The sequence below is a fragment of the Pseudomonadota bacterium genome (genome assembly GCA_039028155.1).
Taxonomy (GTDB): domain Bacteria; phylum Pseudomonadota; class Alphaproteobacteria; order SP197; family SP197; genus JANQGO01.
The window spans coordinates 1-16,812 of record JBCCIS010000076.1; the positions used below are offsets into that span (position 1 = coordinate 1).

17 protein-coding genes are annotated in these 16,812 nt (G+C 62.0%); 6 read left to right on the forward strand and 11 right to left on the reverse strand.

All coding sequences use genetic code 11. The features are described from left to right. From metC to AAF563_23590, 6 genes are all read right to left on the reverse strand, one after another. Positions 1–1,059 (reverse strand): cystathionine beta-lyase (gene metC / locus AAF563_23565; GenBank protein MEM7124278.1); only part of this gene is annotated, 1,059 nt, incomplete at its 3' end. An 84-nt stretch (positions 1,060–1,143) separates the two neighbouring features. Next, positions 1,144–1,605, reverse strand: coding sequence for a GNAT family N-acetyltransferase (locus tag AAF563_23570; protein MEM7124279.1), 462 nt, complete (start codon positions 1,603–1,605; stop codon positions 1,144–1,146). A 120-nt stretch (positions 1,606–1,725) separates the two neighbouring features. Further along, positions 1,726–2,580, reverse strand: coding sequence for a 3-mercaptopyruvate sulfurtransferase (gene sseA, locus AAF563_23575; protein MEM7124280.1), 855 nt, complete (start codon positions 2,578–2,580; stop codon positions 1,726–1,728). 9 nt (positions 2,581–2,589) lie between these two features. Further along, entirely contained in the window at positions 2,590–3,300 is a 711-nt protein-coding gene (locus AAF563_23580) for an alanyl-tRNA editing protein (protein MEM7124281.1), read from the reverse strand. A gap of 11 nt (positions 3,301–3,311) precedes the next feature. Next, positions 3,312–4,295, reverse strand: a complete 984-nt coding sequence (locus AAF563_23585; GenBank protein ID MEM7124282.1) for a cysteine synthase A — start codon at positions 4,293–4,295, stop codon at positions 3,312–3,314. A gap of 121 nt (positions 4,296–4,416) precedes the next feature. Then, positions 4,417–4,713 (reverse strand): cupin domain-containing protein, encoded by a 297-nt coding sequence (locus tag AAF563_23590; GenBank protein ID MEM7124283.1) that lies wholly within the window; start codon positions 4,711–4,713, stop codon positions 4,417–4,419. 252 nt (positions 4,714–4,965) lie between these two features. Between AAF563_23590 and AAF563_23595 the strand changes: the two genes are divergently transcribed. After that, positions 4,966–6,360: an aminotransferase gene (locus AAF563_23595; protein ID MEM7124284.1), complete on the forward strand. Its 1,395-nt coding sequence runs from the start codon at positions 4,966–4,968 to the stop codon at positions 6,358–6,360. A 55-nt stretch (positions 6,361–6,415) separates the two neighbouring features. Here AAF563_23595 and AAF563_23600 read toward each other — a convergent pair whose 3' ends face one another. Continuing rightward, positions 6,416–7,960, reverse strand: coding sequence for a Ppx/GppA family phosphatase (locus AAF563_23600; GenBank protein MEM7124285.1), 1,545 nt, complete (start codon positions 7,958–7,960; stop codon positions 6,416–6,418). Next, positions 7,957–10,143, reverse strand: coding sequence for an RNA degradosome polyphosphate kinase (locus tag AAF563_23605; protein ID MEM7124286.1), 2,187 nt, complete (start codon positions 10,141–10,143; stop codon positions 7,957–7,959). The genes AAF563_23600 and AAF563_23605 overlap by 4 nt, the downstream gene beginning before the upstream one ends. Positions 10,144–10,269: 126 nt before the next feature. Here AAF563_23605 and AAF563_23610 point away from each other — a divergent pair, with 126 nt between their 5' ends. After that, a complete protein-coding gene (locus AAF563_23610; GenBank protein MEM7124287.1) occupies positions 10,270–10,791 on the forward strand; it encodes a histidine phosphatase family protein in 522 nt (173 codons plus the stop codon). 47 nt (positions 10,792–10,838) lie between these two features. Further along, positions 10,839–11,372 (forward strand): hypothetical protein, encoded by a 534-nt coding sequence (locus AAF563_23615; GenBank protein MEM7124288.1) that lies wholly within the window; start codon positions 10,839–10,841, stop codon positions 11,370–11,372. Between the two features lie 18 nt (positions 11,373–11,390). Here AAF563_23615 and pncA read toward each other — a convergent pair whose 3' ends face one another. Next, positions 11,391–12,032 carry a bifunctional nicotinamidase/pyrazinamidase gene (gene pncA / locus AAF563_23620; protein ID MEM7124289.1) on the reverse strand — a complete coding sequence of 214 codons (642 nt, stop codon included), beginning with the start codon at positions 12,030–12,032 and terminating at the stop codon, positions 11,391–11,393. 67 nt (positions 12,033–12,099) lie between these two features. Here pncA and AAF563_23625 point away from each other — a divergent pair, with 67 nt between their 5' ends. The 3 genes from AAF563_23625 to AAF563_23635 are packed head-to-tail and all read left to right on the forward strand — an operon-like array spanning position 12,100 to position 15,424. Further along, on the forward strand, positions 12,100–13,260 hold the full coding sequence (locus AAF563_23625; GenBank protein ID MEM7124290.1) for a DSD1 family PLP-dependent enzyme: 1,161 nt from the start codon (positions 12,100–12,102) through the stop codon (positions 13,258–13,260). A gap of 14 nt (positions 13,261–13,274) precedes the next feature. Beyond that, positions 13,275–13,841 carry a cysteine dioxygenase gene (locus AAF563_23630; protein ID MEM7124291.1) on the forward strand — a complete coding sequence of 189 codons (567 nt, stop codon included), beginning with the start codon at positions 13,275–13,277 and terminating at the stop codon, positions 13,839–13,841. Next, the gene (locus tag AAF563_23635) at positions 13,841–15,424 is read left to right on the forward strand and encodes a rhodanese-like domain-containing protein (GenBank protein MEM7124292.1); all 1,584 of its coding nucleotides are present in this window, start codon (positions 13,841–13,843) and stop codon (positions 15,422–15,424) included. The genes AAF563_23630 and AAF563_23635 overlap by 1 nt, the downstream gene beginning before the upstream one ends. Here the strand turns inward: AAF563_23635 and AAF563_23640 are convergent. Beyond that, positions 15,417–16,484: a permease gene (locus AAF563_23640; protein MEM7124293.1), complete on the reverse strand. Its 1,068-nt coding sequence runs from the start codon at positions 16,482–16,484 to the stop codon at positions 15,417–15,419. The genes AAF563_23635 and AAF563_23640 overlap by 8 nt on opposite strands. 20 nt (positions 16,485–16,504) lie before the next feature. After that, the gene (locus AAF563_23645) at positions 16,505–16,672 is read right to left on the reverse strand and encodes a hypothetical protein (GenBank protein MEM7124294.1); all 168 of its coding nucleotides are present in this window, start codon (positions 16,670–16,672) and stop codon (positions 16,505–16,507) included. Between the last annotated feature and the right edge of the window lie 140 nt (positions 16,673–16,812).

Here is a 16,812-nt window from a genome sequence, read left to right on the forward strand (position 1 = left end):
CGGCGACACGGCACGAGCGCGCGCGAGATCGCACGGTACGATCAGGCTCTCATAACCACCCCACGAGTAGCCCATGCCGAACAGTTCCAGGCCATCGAGCATAGCTGCTACGGCGGTGTCGGTGGTTGGTTTGATCAGCACGCCGAAAAGACCGCTTGCGCCGGTGAAATCGCGCCGCCAGATGTCGTGGCCAGGATGATCGGGCAGGGCGGGATGCAGGACGCGGGTGACCTCAGGCCGTTCGCTCAGCCACGTCGCTACCTTCATCGCGTTCTCATGATGGCGGTCCAATCTGACCGCCAGTGTACGCAACCCGCGCTGGCCGAGATAGGCATCGTCGGGCCCGACATTGTTGCCAAGCGTGGTGAAGGCGTGCCACAGCCGGTCCATGTGCTTCTCGCGCGCGGTCGCCACGCCCAGCATCGCGTCGGAATGACCGACGATGTACTTGGTGGCGGCTTGGATCGCGATATCCGCTCCCAGCGTCAAGGGCCTGTAGAAGTACCCGGCGCCCCACGTGTTGTCGCAGATGACGATGGCGTCACGGGCATGGGCGGCCTCGGCGATCGCCGGAAGGTCCTGGATCTCGAACGTGATCGAGCCCGGCGATTCCGTGTAGACAATGCGGGTGTTGTCCTGGATCAGATCGGCGATGCCGGCGCCGATTATGGGGTCATAGAACGTGGTTTCGACACCGAAGCGCTTCAGCATGCCCAGGGCCAGGTTGCGTGTCGGTTGATAGGCTGAATCGGTGATCAGAATGTGGTCGCCGGCCTGCAGGAAGGCCATCAGGACGGTCGCGATGGCGGCCTTGCCGGAGCCGCACGTGATCGCCCAGTCACCGCCTTCCAGGGCCGCCATGGCCTCCTGTAGCGCAAATGTGGTTGGCGTGCCGTAACGGCCGTAGACGACCTGGCGGTAGTCCTTGCCGCTGGCGCCGTTGAGCGCCTCGAGGGTCTCGAACAGCACGGTCGAGGCGTGATAGACCGGCGGGTTGACAATCCCGTGGTTGGCTTCGGGGTCGCGACCCGCGTTAACGATAACCGTTTCTGGTTTCATGATATTTCCGGCTGAACCCTGCTTTGGCGCCATCATGGCACTGGGCCGGGTCCGGGACCAAGCCTTCCTGCCAGATCCAAGGTTCTAGAGGTCCTGGCTGGGTGACGGCAGATGGGTCAGCGCGGCAGGCGGCTTCTGTTCGACTTCGGCACGCCCGACGACATTAAACCCGGCGCGTTGATACATGCCGAGCGCGCGGGGATTGTCGGCGGTGTCGGTCTCGACGGCGACGACGCGGGTCTCCGCGCGCCACGCCGCATCGACCGACCAGTTAAGCAGAAACCGGCCCAGGCCCTGGCCGGTGAACTCCGGCACCAGTCCCAGGTGTGTGATCTCGACACGCGTTTCGCCGCGAAAGTCCAATTCTGTGAAGCCCGCGGGCACGCCGGCGACGTAGAGCACGTAGATCTCGATCTTGTCGTTATGGATCAGCGCGGCAAGGTCGTCGTCGCGCAAGTCGCGGCGGTCGGCCCACAGCCATGGTCGGCCGATGGTCTCATAGAGGTAACGATAAAAGGAAAGCGTCGGCTTTTCAGCGCGCAGCACCGCGAGTTTGCGCAGAGGCGCGGCAACGGTAGGCCGGCGTGGCCGCGCGTTCATTTCAAGGTAGGTGACGACGACCTTCAGGGTGCTGCCATCCGTTTCTGCGCGTTCATCTTTACCGCTTCAGGCCGGACCGGTCGCCACAGGCGTATCGTCGTGACCGCCCCATTCGGTCCAGGAACCATCATAGACGGCGACCTTCTTGCTGCCCATAAGATGCAAGGCGAGCGCCAGAAAGGTAGCGCTGATGCCTGAGCCACAGGTCGTCACAATCGGCTTCTTGGGGTCGACACCGATCCCGGTGAACGCCGCGGCGATGGCGTCGGCATCGACAATCGTACCGTCGGCCGGGTTCAGAAGGTTGCCATAGGGTAGATTGCTGCTTCCCGGAATATGTCCGCCTCGCAGGCCGGGCCGTATCTCCGGTTCCTCACCGGTGAAACGGCCGGCGCCGCGCGCATCGATGACCTGTTCGCGCTGGCTGTCGAGATTGGCGCGAACCTGATCGATGTCGCGTACCAGGAAACTGTTCAGCCGTGCGGTAAAGTGGCGTTCCTTGGGCGTTGTCGCTTCGTCGGTAACCGGGCGACCCTCGGCGAGCCATTTGGCGAGCCCGCCGTCCAGGACCGCCACGTCGTCGTGGCCGAAGACGCGGAACATCCACCACACGCGCGCCGCCGCCATCATGTTTCCGCCGTCATAGACGACGATGCGCACGCCGTCGCCCAGGCCCAGCTTGCGCACGCGCGAGGAGAACTTCTCTGGGCTTGGCAGCATGTGGGGCAGGTCGCTCTTGTCGTCGGCGATGTCGTCGATGTCGAAAAAGACGGCGCCCGCGATATGTTGCTCCTCGTATTCGGCGCGCGGATCGCGCTCGTCGGTCGGCAGGTACCACGATCCGTCGACCACGCGCACGTCGGGAGAGGTGAGATGCTGGGCGAGCCACTCTGTGCTCACCAGGGCATCGGAATTGGCCACAGGCTCCTCCTAGTCTTCCAGCAGAACGACGCTGACGCGCCGGTTCTGCCGTCCTTTGTTTTCAATCTTGGCGACCGCGACGCCGCCGATTTCGCCGGTATTGCGCACGTGGGTGCCGCCGCACGGCTGCAGGTCGACCCCGTCGATGTCGAGCAGACGCACGTGCCCGGCACCGGTCGGTGGTTTGACCGACATGGTGCGGACCAGGTCCGGCTGCGCAGCAAGTTCTTCATCGGTAATCCAGCGCGGCTCTACTGCATGGTTCTCCGAGACCAGGCGGTTAAGCCCTTCGGTGATTTCTTCTTTAGTCAGATCGGCATCCGGCCAGTTGAAATCGAGCCTGCTGCGCGTTTCGCTGACCTGGCCGCCGGTCACCGGTGCCTTGATGATCGCCGAAAGCAGGTGAAGGCAGGTGTGCATGCGCATATGGCGATAGCGGCGATCCCAGTCGATGGCGACGCTCACGGCATCGCCCGCCGACGCTGCCGGCTGGTCGGCCGCGGGTACGTGGACCACATCCTCGTGGTCGGCGCCTTTGCGCGCCGTTTCGATTGTGATGGTGCGACCGTCTGCCAACATCAACGTACCGCTGTCGCCCGGCTGGCCGCCGCCGGTCGGGTAGAACACCGTGCGGTCAAGGCGAATGCCGTCGTCGTCGACTTGCGTCACCACGGCGTCGCAGGATCGTTGATAGGCATCGTCGCGAAACAGTAACTCCATGACCCCAGTGCCTACGCCATCCAGGGCGGCGAGGGAAGGTTACGTTCGCGCAGAAAGGTCGGATTGAAGATCTTGCTGTGATAACGGGTGCCGTAATCGCACAGGATTGTCACAATGGTGTGGCCGGGGCCCAGGTCCCTGGCGACCTTGACGGCACCAGCGACGTTGATGCCGGTGGAGCCGCCAACGCATAGGCCCTCGTGCTGCAGGAGATCGAAGACGACCTCCAGCATTTCCACATCACTGACCTGATAGGCTTGATCGATCGGCGCGTCCTCCAGGTTCTGGGTGACGCGGCCCTGGCCGATGCCTTCGGAAATCGAGCTGCCTTCGGACTTCAGCTCGCCGTTCTTGAACCAGTTGTACATGCACGAACCATAGGGATCGGACATGACGATCTGGACGTCCTGGTTGCGCTCCTTAAGTGCCATGCCGACGCCGGAGAGTGTGCCGCCGGTGCCGATGGCCGAGACGAACGCGTCGACCGCGCCGTCGGTCTGGTCCCAGATCTCCGGGCCCGTGCTGTCGATGTGGGCCTGCCGGTTGGCGACATTATCGAATTGATTGGCCCAGACCGCGCCGTTGGGCTCATTGGCGGCGATCTCCGTGGCCATGCGCTCGGACGTGCGGATGTAGTTGCGCTGGTCTTTGTAGGGCGCCGCGGGCGTCAGATGCAGATCGGCCCCAAGCGCTCTGAGCGTGTCCTTCTTCTCCTGGCTCTGCGTCTCCGGCATCACGATCACACAGCGATAGCCGAGCGCATTGCCCACCGTACACAGGCCGATGCCGGTATTGCCCGCCGTGCCTTCGACAATAACGCCGCCGGGCTTCAGGTCGCCGCGTATCTCGGCGTCGCGGATGATCCACAGCGCCGCCCGGTCCTTGACCGATTGGCCGGGGTTCAGAAATTCGCACTTGCCCAGAATGTTGCATCCCGTCTTGTCGGAAGGCCCCTTGAGCCGAATCAAGGGTGTGTTGCCGACAAGCGGCACGATGCCTCATGCACTGTCATGGCAGATACCGGTCCTTAAGATGTGGTGCGGCAGCAGGAGCGGATTTCCGACGCACACTAGTTGGCTCAGAGGAAACGTCAAGCAGCCGAAAAGCACAGATTTGTCAGGTGGAAAGCGGGCGGTCCTTAAGCTCGACCTCGACAAAAACGAACTCGTAATCGTTGGCATTGATGACGTCATGCTCGACCCCGGCCTGGCGGTAATAGGCCTGTCCGGCAGTCAGTTCGGCCTCGTGCTCGCCGTCGGCGGACTTCAGCCGCAAGGTGCCGGTGGTCATGGGGACGACAACGTAGTCGTACATGTGCTGGTGCCAGCCGGTGTTTGCCCCGGGGGAAAATCGCCACTCGGTCACGATCGACGTTTCGTTGTCTACCTGGACGGTGGGAACGGCAGAGGTCATGGATGGTCTCCTGAATTACTGGTTTTCCGGGGTTTAGGGGTTGCCGCTATCGGGTCTAACCCCCTATCTTAGCAGGGTTCGCACCTCCCGTGGCCTCTCTGAACGAGGCGCGAGACGGGCCGGGGTGGGAGGCTCCTTCGCCGCAGGATCGGGTCCTCCACGAATAGCGTCGGCTCGCTTCTGCGCGGGCCGAAGCCGGCGGCGCCGATGGGCGGCGTCGCTGCTAAGGCATAACGACACATAGGTGCTGACGTGAGAAGCAATCTGCATTTCGACAAAGAAGACCTTCTGGCCAAGGACAAGGCGCATGCCATGCATCCCTGGCACGAGTTCGGCCGCCAGGATCACACGTTGCTGGCCGATTCCGAGGGGATCTACGTCGTCGATACCGAGGGCAACAAGTACATCGATGGCATCGGCGGCATGTGGGCCGTCCAGATCGGCTATGGCAACGAGGAAATGGCCCAGGCGATCGCCGATCAGGTGCGACGCATGGTCTATTACTCGCCGTGGTCCATGGCGACCCCGCCGCATGCCGAGCTGTCAGCGAAACTGGCGACGTTGACGCCGGGCGATCTCAACCGGTTCTTCTATTCGACCGGCGGTTCGACGGCCAACGATTCGGCCATCCGGTTCGTCCACTTCTACTTCAACGTGATGGAGCAGCCGGAGAAGAAGCACATCATCACGCGCGAGGATGCCTATCACGGCAGCACGTATCTCGCCGCGTCTATCTGTGGCAAGCCCGGCAACGACGACCGCATGGAGTTGGTCAGAGACTTCATCCATCACATTTCCTCGCCCAATCCTTACCGCCGTCCCGACGGCATGAGCGAGGAAGAGTTCAAGGACGCCAAGGTCAAGGAACTGGAAGACAAGATCCTTGAGATCGGCCCGGAAAAGGTTGCCTGTTTTATCGCCGAGCCTGTCTTGGCGTCCGGCGGCGTCATCGTGCCGCCCAAGGGTTACCAGGCCGGCTGCCTGGAAGTCTGCCGGAAGTACAACGTGCTCTATATCTCTGACGAAGTGGTAACCGGCTTTGGCCGCATGGGTCACTTCTTCGCGTCGGAACCGGTATTCGACATCGTGCCGGACATCATCACCGCGGCGAAGGGTTTCACCTCGGGCTACATCCCTGCCGGTCTGACTGCCATCTCGGAGAAGCTGCACCAGGACGTCATCGATAAGGCGGGCGAAACCGCGACGTTCTCCAACGGCTTCACGTACTCCGGCCATCCGGTCGCCATGGCGGCAGCGCTCAAGAACATCGAGATCATGGAGCGCGAGCACATCATGGAGCACGCTCTGGATGTCGGTGACTACTTCCAGGACAAGCTGAAGAGCCTGTCGGACCTGCCGATGGTCGGCGACGTGCGTGGTGTCGGCATCATGGGCTGCGTCGAGTGTGTTTCCAGCAAGAAGTCCAAGGAAGCCTTCGGCAAGGACTTGGAGCTTGGCAAGCGGCTTGACCAGAAGTGCCAGGAGTACGGTCTGATCCTAAGGCCCTTCATGCATCTTTGCGTGTTCTCGCCGCCGATCATCATCACCAAGAAGCAGGTCGACGATATGGTCGCCATCATGGATCGTTCAATCCGTGAGGTCGCCGACGACCTGGTTCGCGAAGGTGTTTGGGACGGTAAGGACTGATCCGCTCTCCATCTACATATAGAGCGGACTGACACAATAAGGGGCCGTGCGTTATCTAACGCGCGGCCCCGTTTTCTTGCAGGGCGTTGTCGTCGCGCTCGATGATGTCGACATCCAGCCCCAGTACACGACCGAGCGAGGCGGCATACCGTTCCATGCGGTCCTTGGCCGGTATTGAATCCGGATCAAGAAGACGCAGCGTCAGACGGTCGTCGTCCACACTCATCGGGCTTCGCGCCAACAGGTGTCCCTGGCTGCCGGTCAGCGCCCAGGCCAGCCGGATCGCCTTACCGATCGTCGTCGCGACGCGTATCTGATCGCCCGACAACAGTCGGCGGGCGATATCGGCTATTGGATCGTTGATGCTGCCGCCGTATCGGATGAAGACTACCAGCGCAAGAAAGGCGCGCTCCATATGGTCCAAAACCGACCACGGCATGCGCAGCACGCGAAGCATCGACTGCTCCGCGCGATACTCCGGATGTTCGTGCCAGCCGATGTCGTTCAGAATGCAAGCGGCGTAACGTAGCCGCGCAAACTGCTGCGTGTCGTCGGCGAAGAGCGGCGCCATCCAGCTTTCCATGACGCCGGTGTGGTCGTCGAACCGGTGTTCGGAGCTGACAGTATCCATACAGGCGCTGAGCAGCGGATCGCGGTCGCGGGTTGCCAGGTCAAGCTGCATGAAGTGATAGCCCTCGCGCAGCCCCTGCGCGGAGTACTGAACACCGGCGGGCTTGCCCATCTTCAGGACTTTGTCCATGACCAGCGCGGCCCAGGGCAGGGTATCGGCGCGCTTGCGTGATACCGCGTCGATCTGCGCCAACGTGCCGTGGCTCAGCTTGATCAGCATGTGGCCGAAATCGCGAGCATCGCGCCGGTCCATGGCATAGCCGTGGACGATGCGAAGCGGATAGTCGACATGCGCCATATGAACACGTGCGACCGCACGCCAAGCGCCGCCAACGACGAACAACGTCTCTCCCTTCAGACGTGGTTCCAGCCATTCGATCGGTTCAATCTCGGCATCGATGATCTTTCTCGCCTTGGAGATGCTGGAGTCTGCGCGCGACACCAGGCGCAGCGGTCCGAGCGGCAGTGATACGCTTTCGCGCATCTGGCCGTTTTCGACGGCGACCAGCTCCAAGCTGCCGCCGCCCAAATCGCCGATGATGCCGGTCGCGGTGGGCATGGCGGAGATCACGCCGATCGCGGACATGCGGGCTTCCTCATCGCCTGTCAGAACACGGACCGGGCGCCCACACTCCTTTTCCACTCTCAGGCGGAACTCGGTCCCATTCTGGGCGTCACGGACGGCCGACGTCGCCAGCAATTCGACATTGTGGACGTCCATGGTGTCTGCCATGCGTGACAAGACGGCTACCGCCTGAATGCCGTGCTCCAGGGCTGCGTCGTCAAGTCGGCCGGTCTGTTCGAGATCACTGCCCAGACCGACCGTGATCTTTTGGTTGAGCAGAGGGATCGGCGCGCGGGTCAGCCCGTCATAAACGACCAGGCGGATCGAGTTCGAGCCAATATCGATGACACCGATAGGTCGTCGATCCAGGCTGCCCGATGCGATGGACGCGACGCGGAGCGTCATCCGGCGGCGGCGCTACCGACATTGCCGGTGCGGATCTGCTTGCGCAACGCGCTGCCGCGTCCGGAAAGGCTTGGATTCGTCATGAAAAACCTATGGGCACTAAATGAAGCTTCCCCTGCTTCAAGGCGGCGATATCTGCCGTCCGGCTGCAATTCCCAAGACTGGTCGACATCCTTGATGTTGGCAACCATGATCTGGTCGAGCACCTGGCGATGAACTGTCGCGTTGCGCACTGGTACCATCGTTTCCACGCGCCAGTCCAGATTACGCGGCATCCAGTCGGCCGATGAGATGAACACCTTGGCATGACCGGACGGCAGATCGTGTCCGTTGCCAAAACAGAAGATGCGCGAGTGCTCCAGGAAGCGGCCGACGATGCTCTTCACCGAGATATTCTCCGACAGTCCCGGCACGCCCGGCCTAAGGCAACAAACGCCACGCACGACCAACTCGATGGGGACGCCCGCGTTCGAGGCTTCATAGAGAAGATCGATCATGTCGGGGTCGACCAGCGAATTGAACTTGGCCCAGATGCCCGACGGTTTGCCTTTGCGCGCGTTCTCGATTTCCGAGGCGATCAGTTTCTCCAATGTCGCGCGCAGACTGACCGGCGCCATCTGAACCTTCTCCAGACTGCGCGGTCTGATATAGCCGGTCAGGTAATTGAAGATGCGGTTGGCATCGCGGCAAAGCGCCGGATCGACGGTGAACAGGGACAGGTCGGTATAGATGCGTGCCGTGATCGGATGATAGTTGCCGGTCCCGAAGTGCACGTAGGAGACGAGATCGCCGCCCTCGCGGCGGACCACCAGCGAGATCTTGGCGTGGGTCTTAAGGTCGACCAGACCGTAGACCACCTGGGCGCCAGCACGCTCCAGGTCCTTGGCCCAGCGGATATTGGCTTCTTCATCGAAACGCGCCTTCAGTTCGACCACGGCGGTAACCGACTTGCCGGCTTCAGCCGCCTCGATCAGCGCGCGCACGATCGGCGAGTTCTGGCTGGTGCGGTAAAGCGTCTGCTTGATCGCGACAACAGCGGGGTCGCGCACCGCCTGGTTCAGGAACTGGACGACAACGTCGAAGCTCTCGAACGGGTGGTGGACAATGATGTCCTTGGCCCTGATGGCGTCAAAACAGTCGCCGCCGAAATCGCGAATGCGTTCGGGGAAACGCGGTGAATAGGGCTCGAACAGCAGCTCGGGGAAATCCTTGACGATCAGCTGCTCGGTCTCGCCCAGACCCAGCTCGCCATCGACCTCGGTGACATCCTCCTCGTCAACATCCAGGCGGTCCATCAAGAACGATTTGAGGTCGTCGGGCATGGCGCTGTCGACGTCGAGCTGCGTCACGCTGCCGCGCCGACGTCGCTTCAGCGCGGTTTCGAAATTCCGGACCAGGTCTTCAGCTTCTTCGTCGATCTCGATTTCGCTGTCGCGCACGATCCGGAAGTAACCGGTCGAGAGAATGCGAAACCCGGGGAACAGGCGCTTCAGTTGGACGTGGACGGCCTGTTCCAGCGGCAGGAAGCGCAGGTCATCGCCCGGCATGCGCACGAAGCGGTCGGTCTGCTGGGGAATGCGAATGATCGTATAGAAGGGCTCGTCCTGCTGCGCACGGTGAAGTTTCAGCACCAGGCCAAAGCCGAAATTGGGGATGAAGGGGAAGGGGTGGACGGGGTCAATCGCCATCGGCGTCAAGATCGGTTCGATCTCGGACTTGAACCAGGTGTCCAACCATGTGAGATCGTCGTCGCTCATCTTGCTTTCGTCGATGACGGCGATGCCGGCCTCGTTCAACTGGTCGCGCAGGGTGCGCCAGATCCGGTACTGCTGGTCGACAAGGGCGTCCGACTGCCTCTTGATGGCGCTGATCTGTTGCGACGGCGACAGGCCGTCGATGCTGGGGGTCGAAACATTGACGTCGACCTGGGCCTTCAAGCCGGCGACCCGGACCATCATGAATTCGTCGAGGTTTTTCGCTGAAATCGACAGGAACCGAAGCCGCTCCAGGAGCGGATGATTGGGGTTGTCGGCCTCCTCCAGAACACGGGCGTTGAAGGCCAGCCAGGAAAGTTCACGATTGATATAGCGTTCTTCGGCGAGCGGCTGCGGAGTCCGGTCGGCGACGTGGGTTTCAGACGCCTTAGATGGGATAAGGTTGGCGGTATCTAATGCTTCGTTCATCGTCAGGAACCGTTACGAATTCTCACCGATTGCGGCAACATTCCCGTATGTTGCTTTTAGCTTATATGGTTCGGACGGGATCTGTGAAACTTCCGTGACAAATTAGCCCCGTGGGGACGAGCGCCGATGACCAAAGCCCTCTATCTGTTGCGTCACGCCAAATCGAGTTGGGCCGATGCGACGCTGAGCGACCATGACCGCCCGCTCCAGGCCAAGGGAGAAAGGCGCGCGGGTCGGATGCGTGACTATCTCGCAGAAAACGGCATCAGGGTTGACCTTGTTTTGTGCTCGTCAGCGCTGCGAGCACGCCAGACTTACGACATTGTTGCGCCCGCCCTGGGTCAGGCGGAGCTGCAAATCGACGAGCGGATATATGGCGTCGACGTCGATGACGCCATAGCACTGCTTCGCGAGGTCGACGAGCGTTATGACAATGTCATGCTGGTGGGACACGACCCGACCTTGCGTTTGCTCGCCATGACGCTTGCCATGACGGCGACCGGTGACGCCAGGGACAGGATCGATCGGAAATTCCCGACCAGCGGGTTGGCGTTTCTCACCATTGGCGACGCCAGCTGGGGCGCACTCAGCCGGGGCATCGGCCATCTGGAGGCTTTCCACGTGCCGGAGGATGAGCCGGTTGCTTAAGGCATGGCCATGACGAAACTAAGATCAAACAGTAGCGGACGTCACGCATGATTCGTGTCTTTGCTGGATGGCTCTATTTTTGGGGAATCGCGGCCGCCGTGGTAGGCGGGGCACTTTATGTGCTCCACCAGCCCAACGAACCGTCCGAGGATGAGATCGTCAAGTACTCGGGCTTCCTGGTCGGTGTCCGTCTGGAAAAGGACTTCAACGGCACTGACATCGTGCTGCTTAAATTCCGCGATAACGATCAGCTTTATCGCTACATTGCAGACTATCCCATGTATGTCGAAGTGCGCGACCGTGTCGGCATATACCGTGATGTCGACGTCTGGTACGACAAGAACGATGCCGGTGGTCCGGACAGCCCCCGGTCGATTTGGGGACTTGTCGAGCACGACCCGCGCGGGCCCGAAAAAAGCACTGTCGTCACCTATCAGGAAATCTATGACGAGGTGACCGAGACCGACCGTTCATGGCAGGGCATCGGCTTGATCGTCTTTGCCGTGGGCGCCGGCATGATCCTGATCGGATTCCTTATCCGTAAACTGGTGCCCTACAAGCCACGCGATCCCAGGGCATAAGTCAGTCCCAGAGCGGATTCATCTGTCCGAGGCGATTTGATCGGAGGTCGTCAGATGGATGCCCGCCGCTTGCTTGGCATCAAGCGCCAAGGCATGTGAGCCCTCCAGGTCGATTGAACGGCAGGCATCGGTCAGCACGAACGTGTCGAAACCCTGTGCGACCGCGTCGAGAGCTGAGAACTGAACACAGAAATCGAAGGCTAGGCCGGCCAAAAAGACGCGTCTGAAACCGCGTTCGCGCAGGTAGCCGGCCAAACCTGTCGGTGTCGTGTGATCGTTCTCGAAGAACGCGGAATAGGAATCGATGTCGCTGTTGTGGCCTTTGCGCACGATCAATTCCGCGCCCGGCAGGTCAAGATCCCCGTGAAACGCAGCGCCAGGGGTTTCCTGAACGCAATGATCGGGCCACAGGGTCTGTGGCCCATAGGGCATCTCGATGGTCTCGAACGGTTGGCGCCCCAGGTGTGACGACGCAAACGTCGCGTGGCCGGGTGGGTGCCAATCCTGGGACAGCACCTGGTGGTCGAACGATGGGGCGGTCCGGTTGATGATGGGCACGACCGCGTCACCGTCCGGGACCGCCAGCGCGCCGCCTTCGCAGAAGTCGTTCTGAACATCGATCACAAGAAAGACGTCGTGGTTCTGATCGATTGTCGGCATAGTCCCGGTTGTCCCACGGTGACAGTTCTGGAATTCTGTCATACCCACCCTCGACCAGGAACACCCTATGACCATTACGGAGCTACGGCCGGCCCTTGACGCGCGACCCAACGCAGGGCGCGTTGGACAACCCGGTTCGCGCGCGAAGCTTTCGACACCGGCCTTGCTGCTCGATCTGCCGGCCTTTGAGCGCAATCTCGCCGACATGGCCGCGTGGGCGAAACAGGCTGGGCTTGAGCTCAGGCCACACGCCAAGACCCACAAGTGCAGCGAAATCGCCAAGCGTCAGGTCGCCGCCGGGGCGCTCGGCAATTGTTGCGCGACGCTTGGCGAGGCCGAGGTGTTGGTTGCCGCCGGCATTCCAGGCGTCTTGCTGACGTCGACCGTTGTCACCGACGACAAGATCGCCCGGCTCGTCGCGCTTAACGAACGGGCCCAAGGTCTGATGGTCATTGTCGACGATGGCGAGAACGTCGATGCGCTGGCGGCGGCTCTATCGCCCGAGCGACCGCTTGGTATCCTTATCGATGTCGAGGTGGGCAGCGAGCGGACCGGCGTCGTCGAACTGGATGACGCGGTGGATCTTGCGAAACGCATCGCTGGACACGCCTCGCTCAGGTTTAAGGGTTTGCAGGCCTATGACGGCAGCGCCCAGGCGACCACCGACTATCACGCCAGACGGCAGGAAGCCGATGACCGCATGGCGCACTTGCAAGCGGTCTGCGCCTCACTGGTTGGCATAGGCCTGACGCCGGAGATCGTGTCGGGTGGCGGCACCGGAACCCACGATCTCGACAGTGCCCGCGGCGTCTTCACAGAGATCCAGGCCGGTTCCTACATCGTCATGGATACGATCTACAATGCATGCGACCTGCGCGGTGGCGGCACCGGTACGTTCGAGACGTCGGTCTTTGTGCGCACCAGCGTGATCAGTCGAAGCCATCCCGGGTTTGTGACCACGGACGCCGGGCTCAAAGCCTTTTCGGTCGGTTTCGGCGATCCGGTCATTGCCTGTGGCGCGCCGCAGGGGGCGACGTACAGCTTCATGGGCGACGAGCACGGACGCATCACGTTTGCCAATGGAGCCGATGCGCTTGGTCTGGGCGCGGCGGTCGAGTGCATCGCGCCCCACTGCGACCCGACCATCAGCCTCTACGACGCCTATCATGTCGTCGACGGTGACACCTTGGTGGATATATGGCCAATTGATGGACGTGGCCACTGGTAGGAGGAGGAAACGCGATGTCGATCCAGGATGCGCGAAGCAAGGCCATCGGTGAGGCGCTCGATGATATCCGCGCCATCGAGGCCCAAAACGGCGTCAACCGCGAGTCACTCGAGCAGATCAAGCAACGCCTGATCAAACTGGGGCGGCAGCGCGGTCTGTTCCCTGACGAGGATTTCCCGCTGGCGCCGGAGCACAACGGTGAGTTCTTTGACGTGCTGTCTGTCGACGATGACGGCCGTTTTGAACTCTATATCGAGGTGGCCGACCAGACCGTCGATGTGCCGCCGCACGATCACACGACCTGGGCGGTGGTCGTGGGCATCGAGGGTAACGAACTCAATCGCCTCTATGACGCCGACCCTGAGGGCGGCACCCCACCCGCGTTGCGCGAAGAGGTCCGCGTCGGTCCGGGTACCGGCGTCGCGATGATGCCGGAGGATTTTCACTCGATCCACATGGCCGAAGGCGAGCGCAACATGCACCTGCATCTTTATGGCCTGTGCTTCGCCAAACTCAAAGACCGCACGCTCTATGACAAGGAAACCGGCGCCTATCGTCAGTTCGACGTGGCGCTCGACTAGTGCCGGTCTCATCCGTTGGTGCGGCGACGCTGCGCGCAGCGCTTGAGGCGGGTGGCGAGATTGCCCTGGTCGACGTGCGCGAAGAACGTCTGTTTGCCGATGGTCACATTCTGACCGCCAGTCAGATCGCCCTGTCGTGTCTGGAACTGGAACTGTCGCGCCGCGCGCCGTGCCGCGCCACGCGCCTGGTCTTGTGTGACGGTGGGGAAGGGCTGGCCGAACGCGCCGCACCGGTGGCGGAGGCGCTCGGTTACCACGACGTTGTCACCCTGGATGGTGGCATGCCCGCGTGGGCCGACGCGGGCTATCACGTTTGGACGGGCCTAAACGTGCCCGGCAAGACGCTTGGCGAGGTCGTCGACCAAACCTGCGCCACCCCGTTCCTCGAAGCAGCCGAAGTCAAAGCGCGTGTCGATGCAGGCGACGACCTGATCATTCTCGATAGCAGACCGTGGGACGAATACACCGACTTCAACATCCCCGGCGGCGTCGATTGTCCGGGCGCTGAGCTTGCCTATCGCGTCAGGGATCTGGCGCCTGATCCTTCGACCACCGTGATCGTTAACTGCGCGGGACGTACGCGCTCGATCATCGGCTGTCAGTCACTGGTGAATGCCGGTGTACCCAATCCTGTCTTCGCGTTGCTGAATGGCACCATCGGTTGGGAGCAGGCGGGTTTGTCGCTGGAGCACGGCGCCGACCGGAACCACGGCGACGTCTCCAATAAGGCTGTTGCTTGGTCGGCGGCAGCCGCGGGCCGGCTTGCTGAGCGAAGCGGCGTCGAGAGCATTGACCACGACGTGTTGAACGCCTGGCTTCAGGAGAGCAAGCAAAAGACGCTCTATTGTCTCGACGTTCGCTCGCCTTCCGAGTTCAACGCGGGCCACCTGCCGGGCTCTGTCTCGGCGCCCGGCGGCCAGTTGGTACAAGGCGCCGACGATTGGATCGCCGTGCGCGACGGGCGCATCGTGTTGATCGACGATACCGGCGTGCGCGCGAACATGACGGCAAGCTGGCTCAAGCAAATGGGACATCCACGTGTCGCGGTCTTGCAGGACGCCCTTCAAGGCGTGGACCTGGAGACCGGCCCGGTGCCGCTGCCGGTCGTACCTCCCACGGTGCCGGGTGTTGTTGTCTCGGATGTTCTGGGCCGGGAAGGCGATGTCACGATACTCGATCTTTCCCATAGTCTGACGTTCTTCAGGGGCCATGCCGCGGGGGCGCTTTGGACCTTGCGTTCGCGTCTTGAAGAGGCACTTAAGAAACTCCCGGATAACCGACCTATCGTCGTCATGGACGATCGTGCGGGCGCGCTGGCCGCCTATGCGGTCGCTGACCTGCAGCGGAAGGGGCGCGATGACGCGTCCGTTCTGGCCAGCGGCCTTGACGCGTGGCGTGCCGGTGGTGGTGCCGTGGCGTCGGGGTTGGAGGGTATGCTGACGGCGATGGACGATTGTTACCATCCGCCCGCCGAACTCATTGACGATCCCGCCCAGGCGGACCGCGACTACATTGCCTGGGAGGTCACGCTGGTCGAACAGCTTGAACGCGACGGCCTGCTCAGGTTCAGTCCGCTTACATGACCGTAAGCCAGAAACGGTAGAGATAGCCCATGGCGACCGCCGCCATGGCGCCGAGTGCGAGATACCAGAAGAAGGTGCGGCGCTTGACGATGACGAAGACGGACATCGCCGTCGGCAAGCTGGTCACTTCGCCAGCGATCATGAAGGCCAGCGCGGCGCCGGGCTCCATGCCCAGTTCGAGCAGGCCGTTGATGGTCGGGATTGCGGCGTAGCCGTTCAGATAAGTCGGCATGCCGACAGCCGCGCTCATCGGGATCACCCACCACTCATCGCCGCCCAGTGTCGCCGCGACATCGGCGGCTGGCACCCAGGCGATCAAGAGGCTCTCGATGACGAAGGCAAGCGTGAGCCACTTGATCATGAAGCGGGCGATTGACCAGGCCTGATCACGCAGGCGGATAAGGCGCGCGCGGTCGCGCCAAAAGGCCCAGTCGATCGGCGCATCGGCATCGCCGGCATGACCGCACGAACCATAGACGCTGCCCAGCTTGTCGAACGGCACGTTGTCGCGCAGCGGTTTCGCGATGAACGAGAGCTTCGCGACGGCAAGCGTCGCGAAACCAGCGAACAGTCCCGACAGGATCGCCGTGACCGTGCGGGCGCTGGCAAACGGCAGGTCGATAACGCCGACTGTTAGGACGAACATCTCCGGATCGATCAGGGGCGAGCCGACCCAGAACGCCATGACCGGTGCCAGCGGAACGCCGGCCGCCAACAAGGCAGCGGCGATCGGGATGACGCTGACCGAGCAAAACGGCGACAGCGCGCCGAATATCGCGGCCAGCAGCGTCGCCTTGACGACATTGCGTTTGAGAACGGCGCTGAGGCGCCGGTCAAGCCCGGTCGCCGCGACGCTCGCGGAGAGCAGCGACGAGACGACGACAAACGGGGCGACCAGAAGCCAGCTTTCGAACAAAAAGCCGAGGGACGACCATCCTTGCGCCGGCGAAAACGCGATGACCGTCGCCAGCAGGACGAACGTCGCAAGCCAGACCCGGTCAACAGGGACCTTGGCGAGACCGCCGGTCAGACCGATCCGCCCGGCGGTCTCCCTGATCATGACGCCCTCGGATCCGGCTGTTAGCGCTGGAAGGGTCCGTGATGGATCAACAGAAGGGCGTCGCTGCCCGTGTTGACCGGCTTACCGACCCGCTCCATGCCGATGTCGTCAAGCATTGACCGGTCGAGTTGGCGCAGTTCGCGTACGCTGGGGTCGCGGCGGTAAAGGGATCGCAGGCTCTTGAGCATCTCGCTTCTCCTTTGGCCAAACCCGCCTCCGGGCTTGGCCGGCGACAGGCGTGTGTTGCTTCGTGTTTCAATCTGGCCTTGAAACGCAGTCGTTACAAACGAGATAAATAGGCAGACATTTTAAGGAAAACTAAAAATGC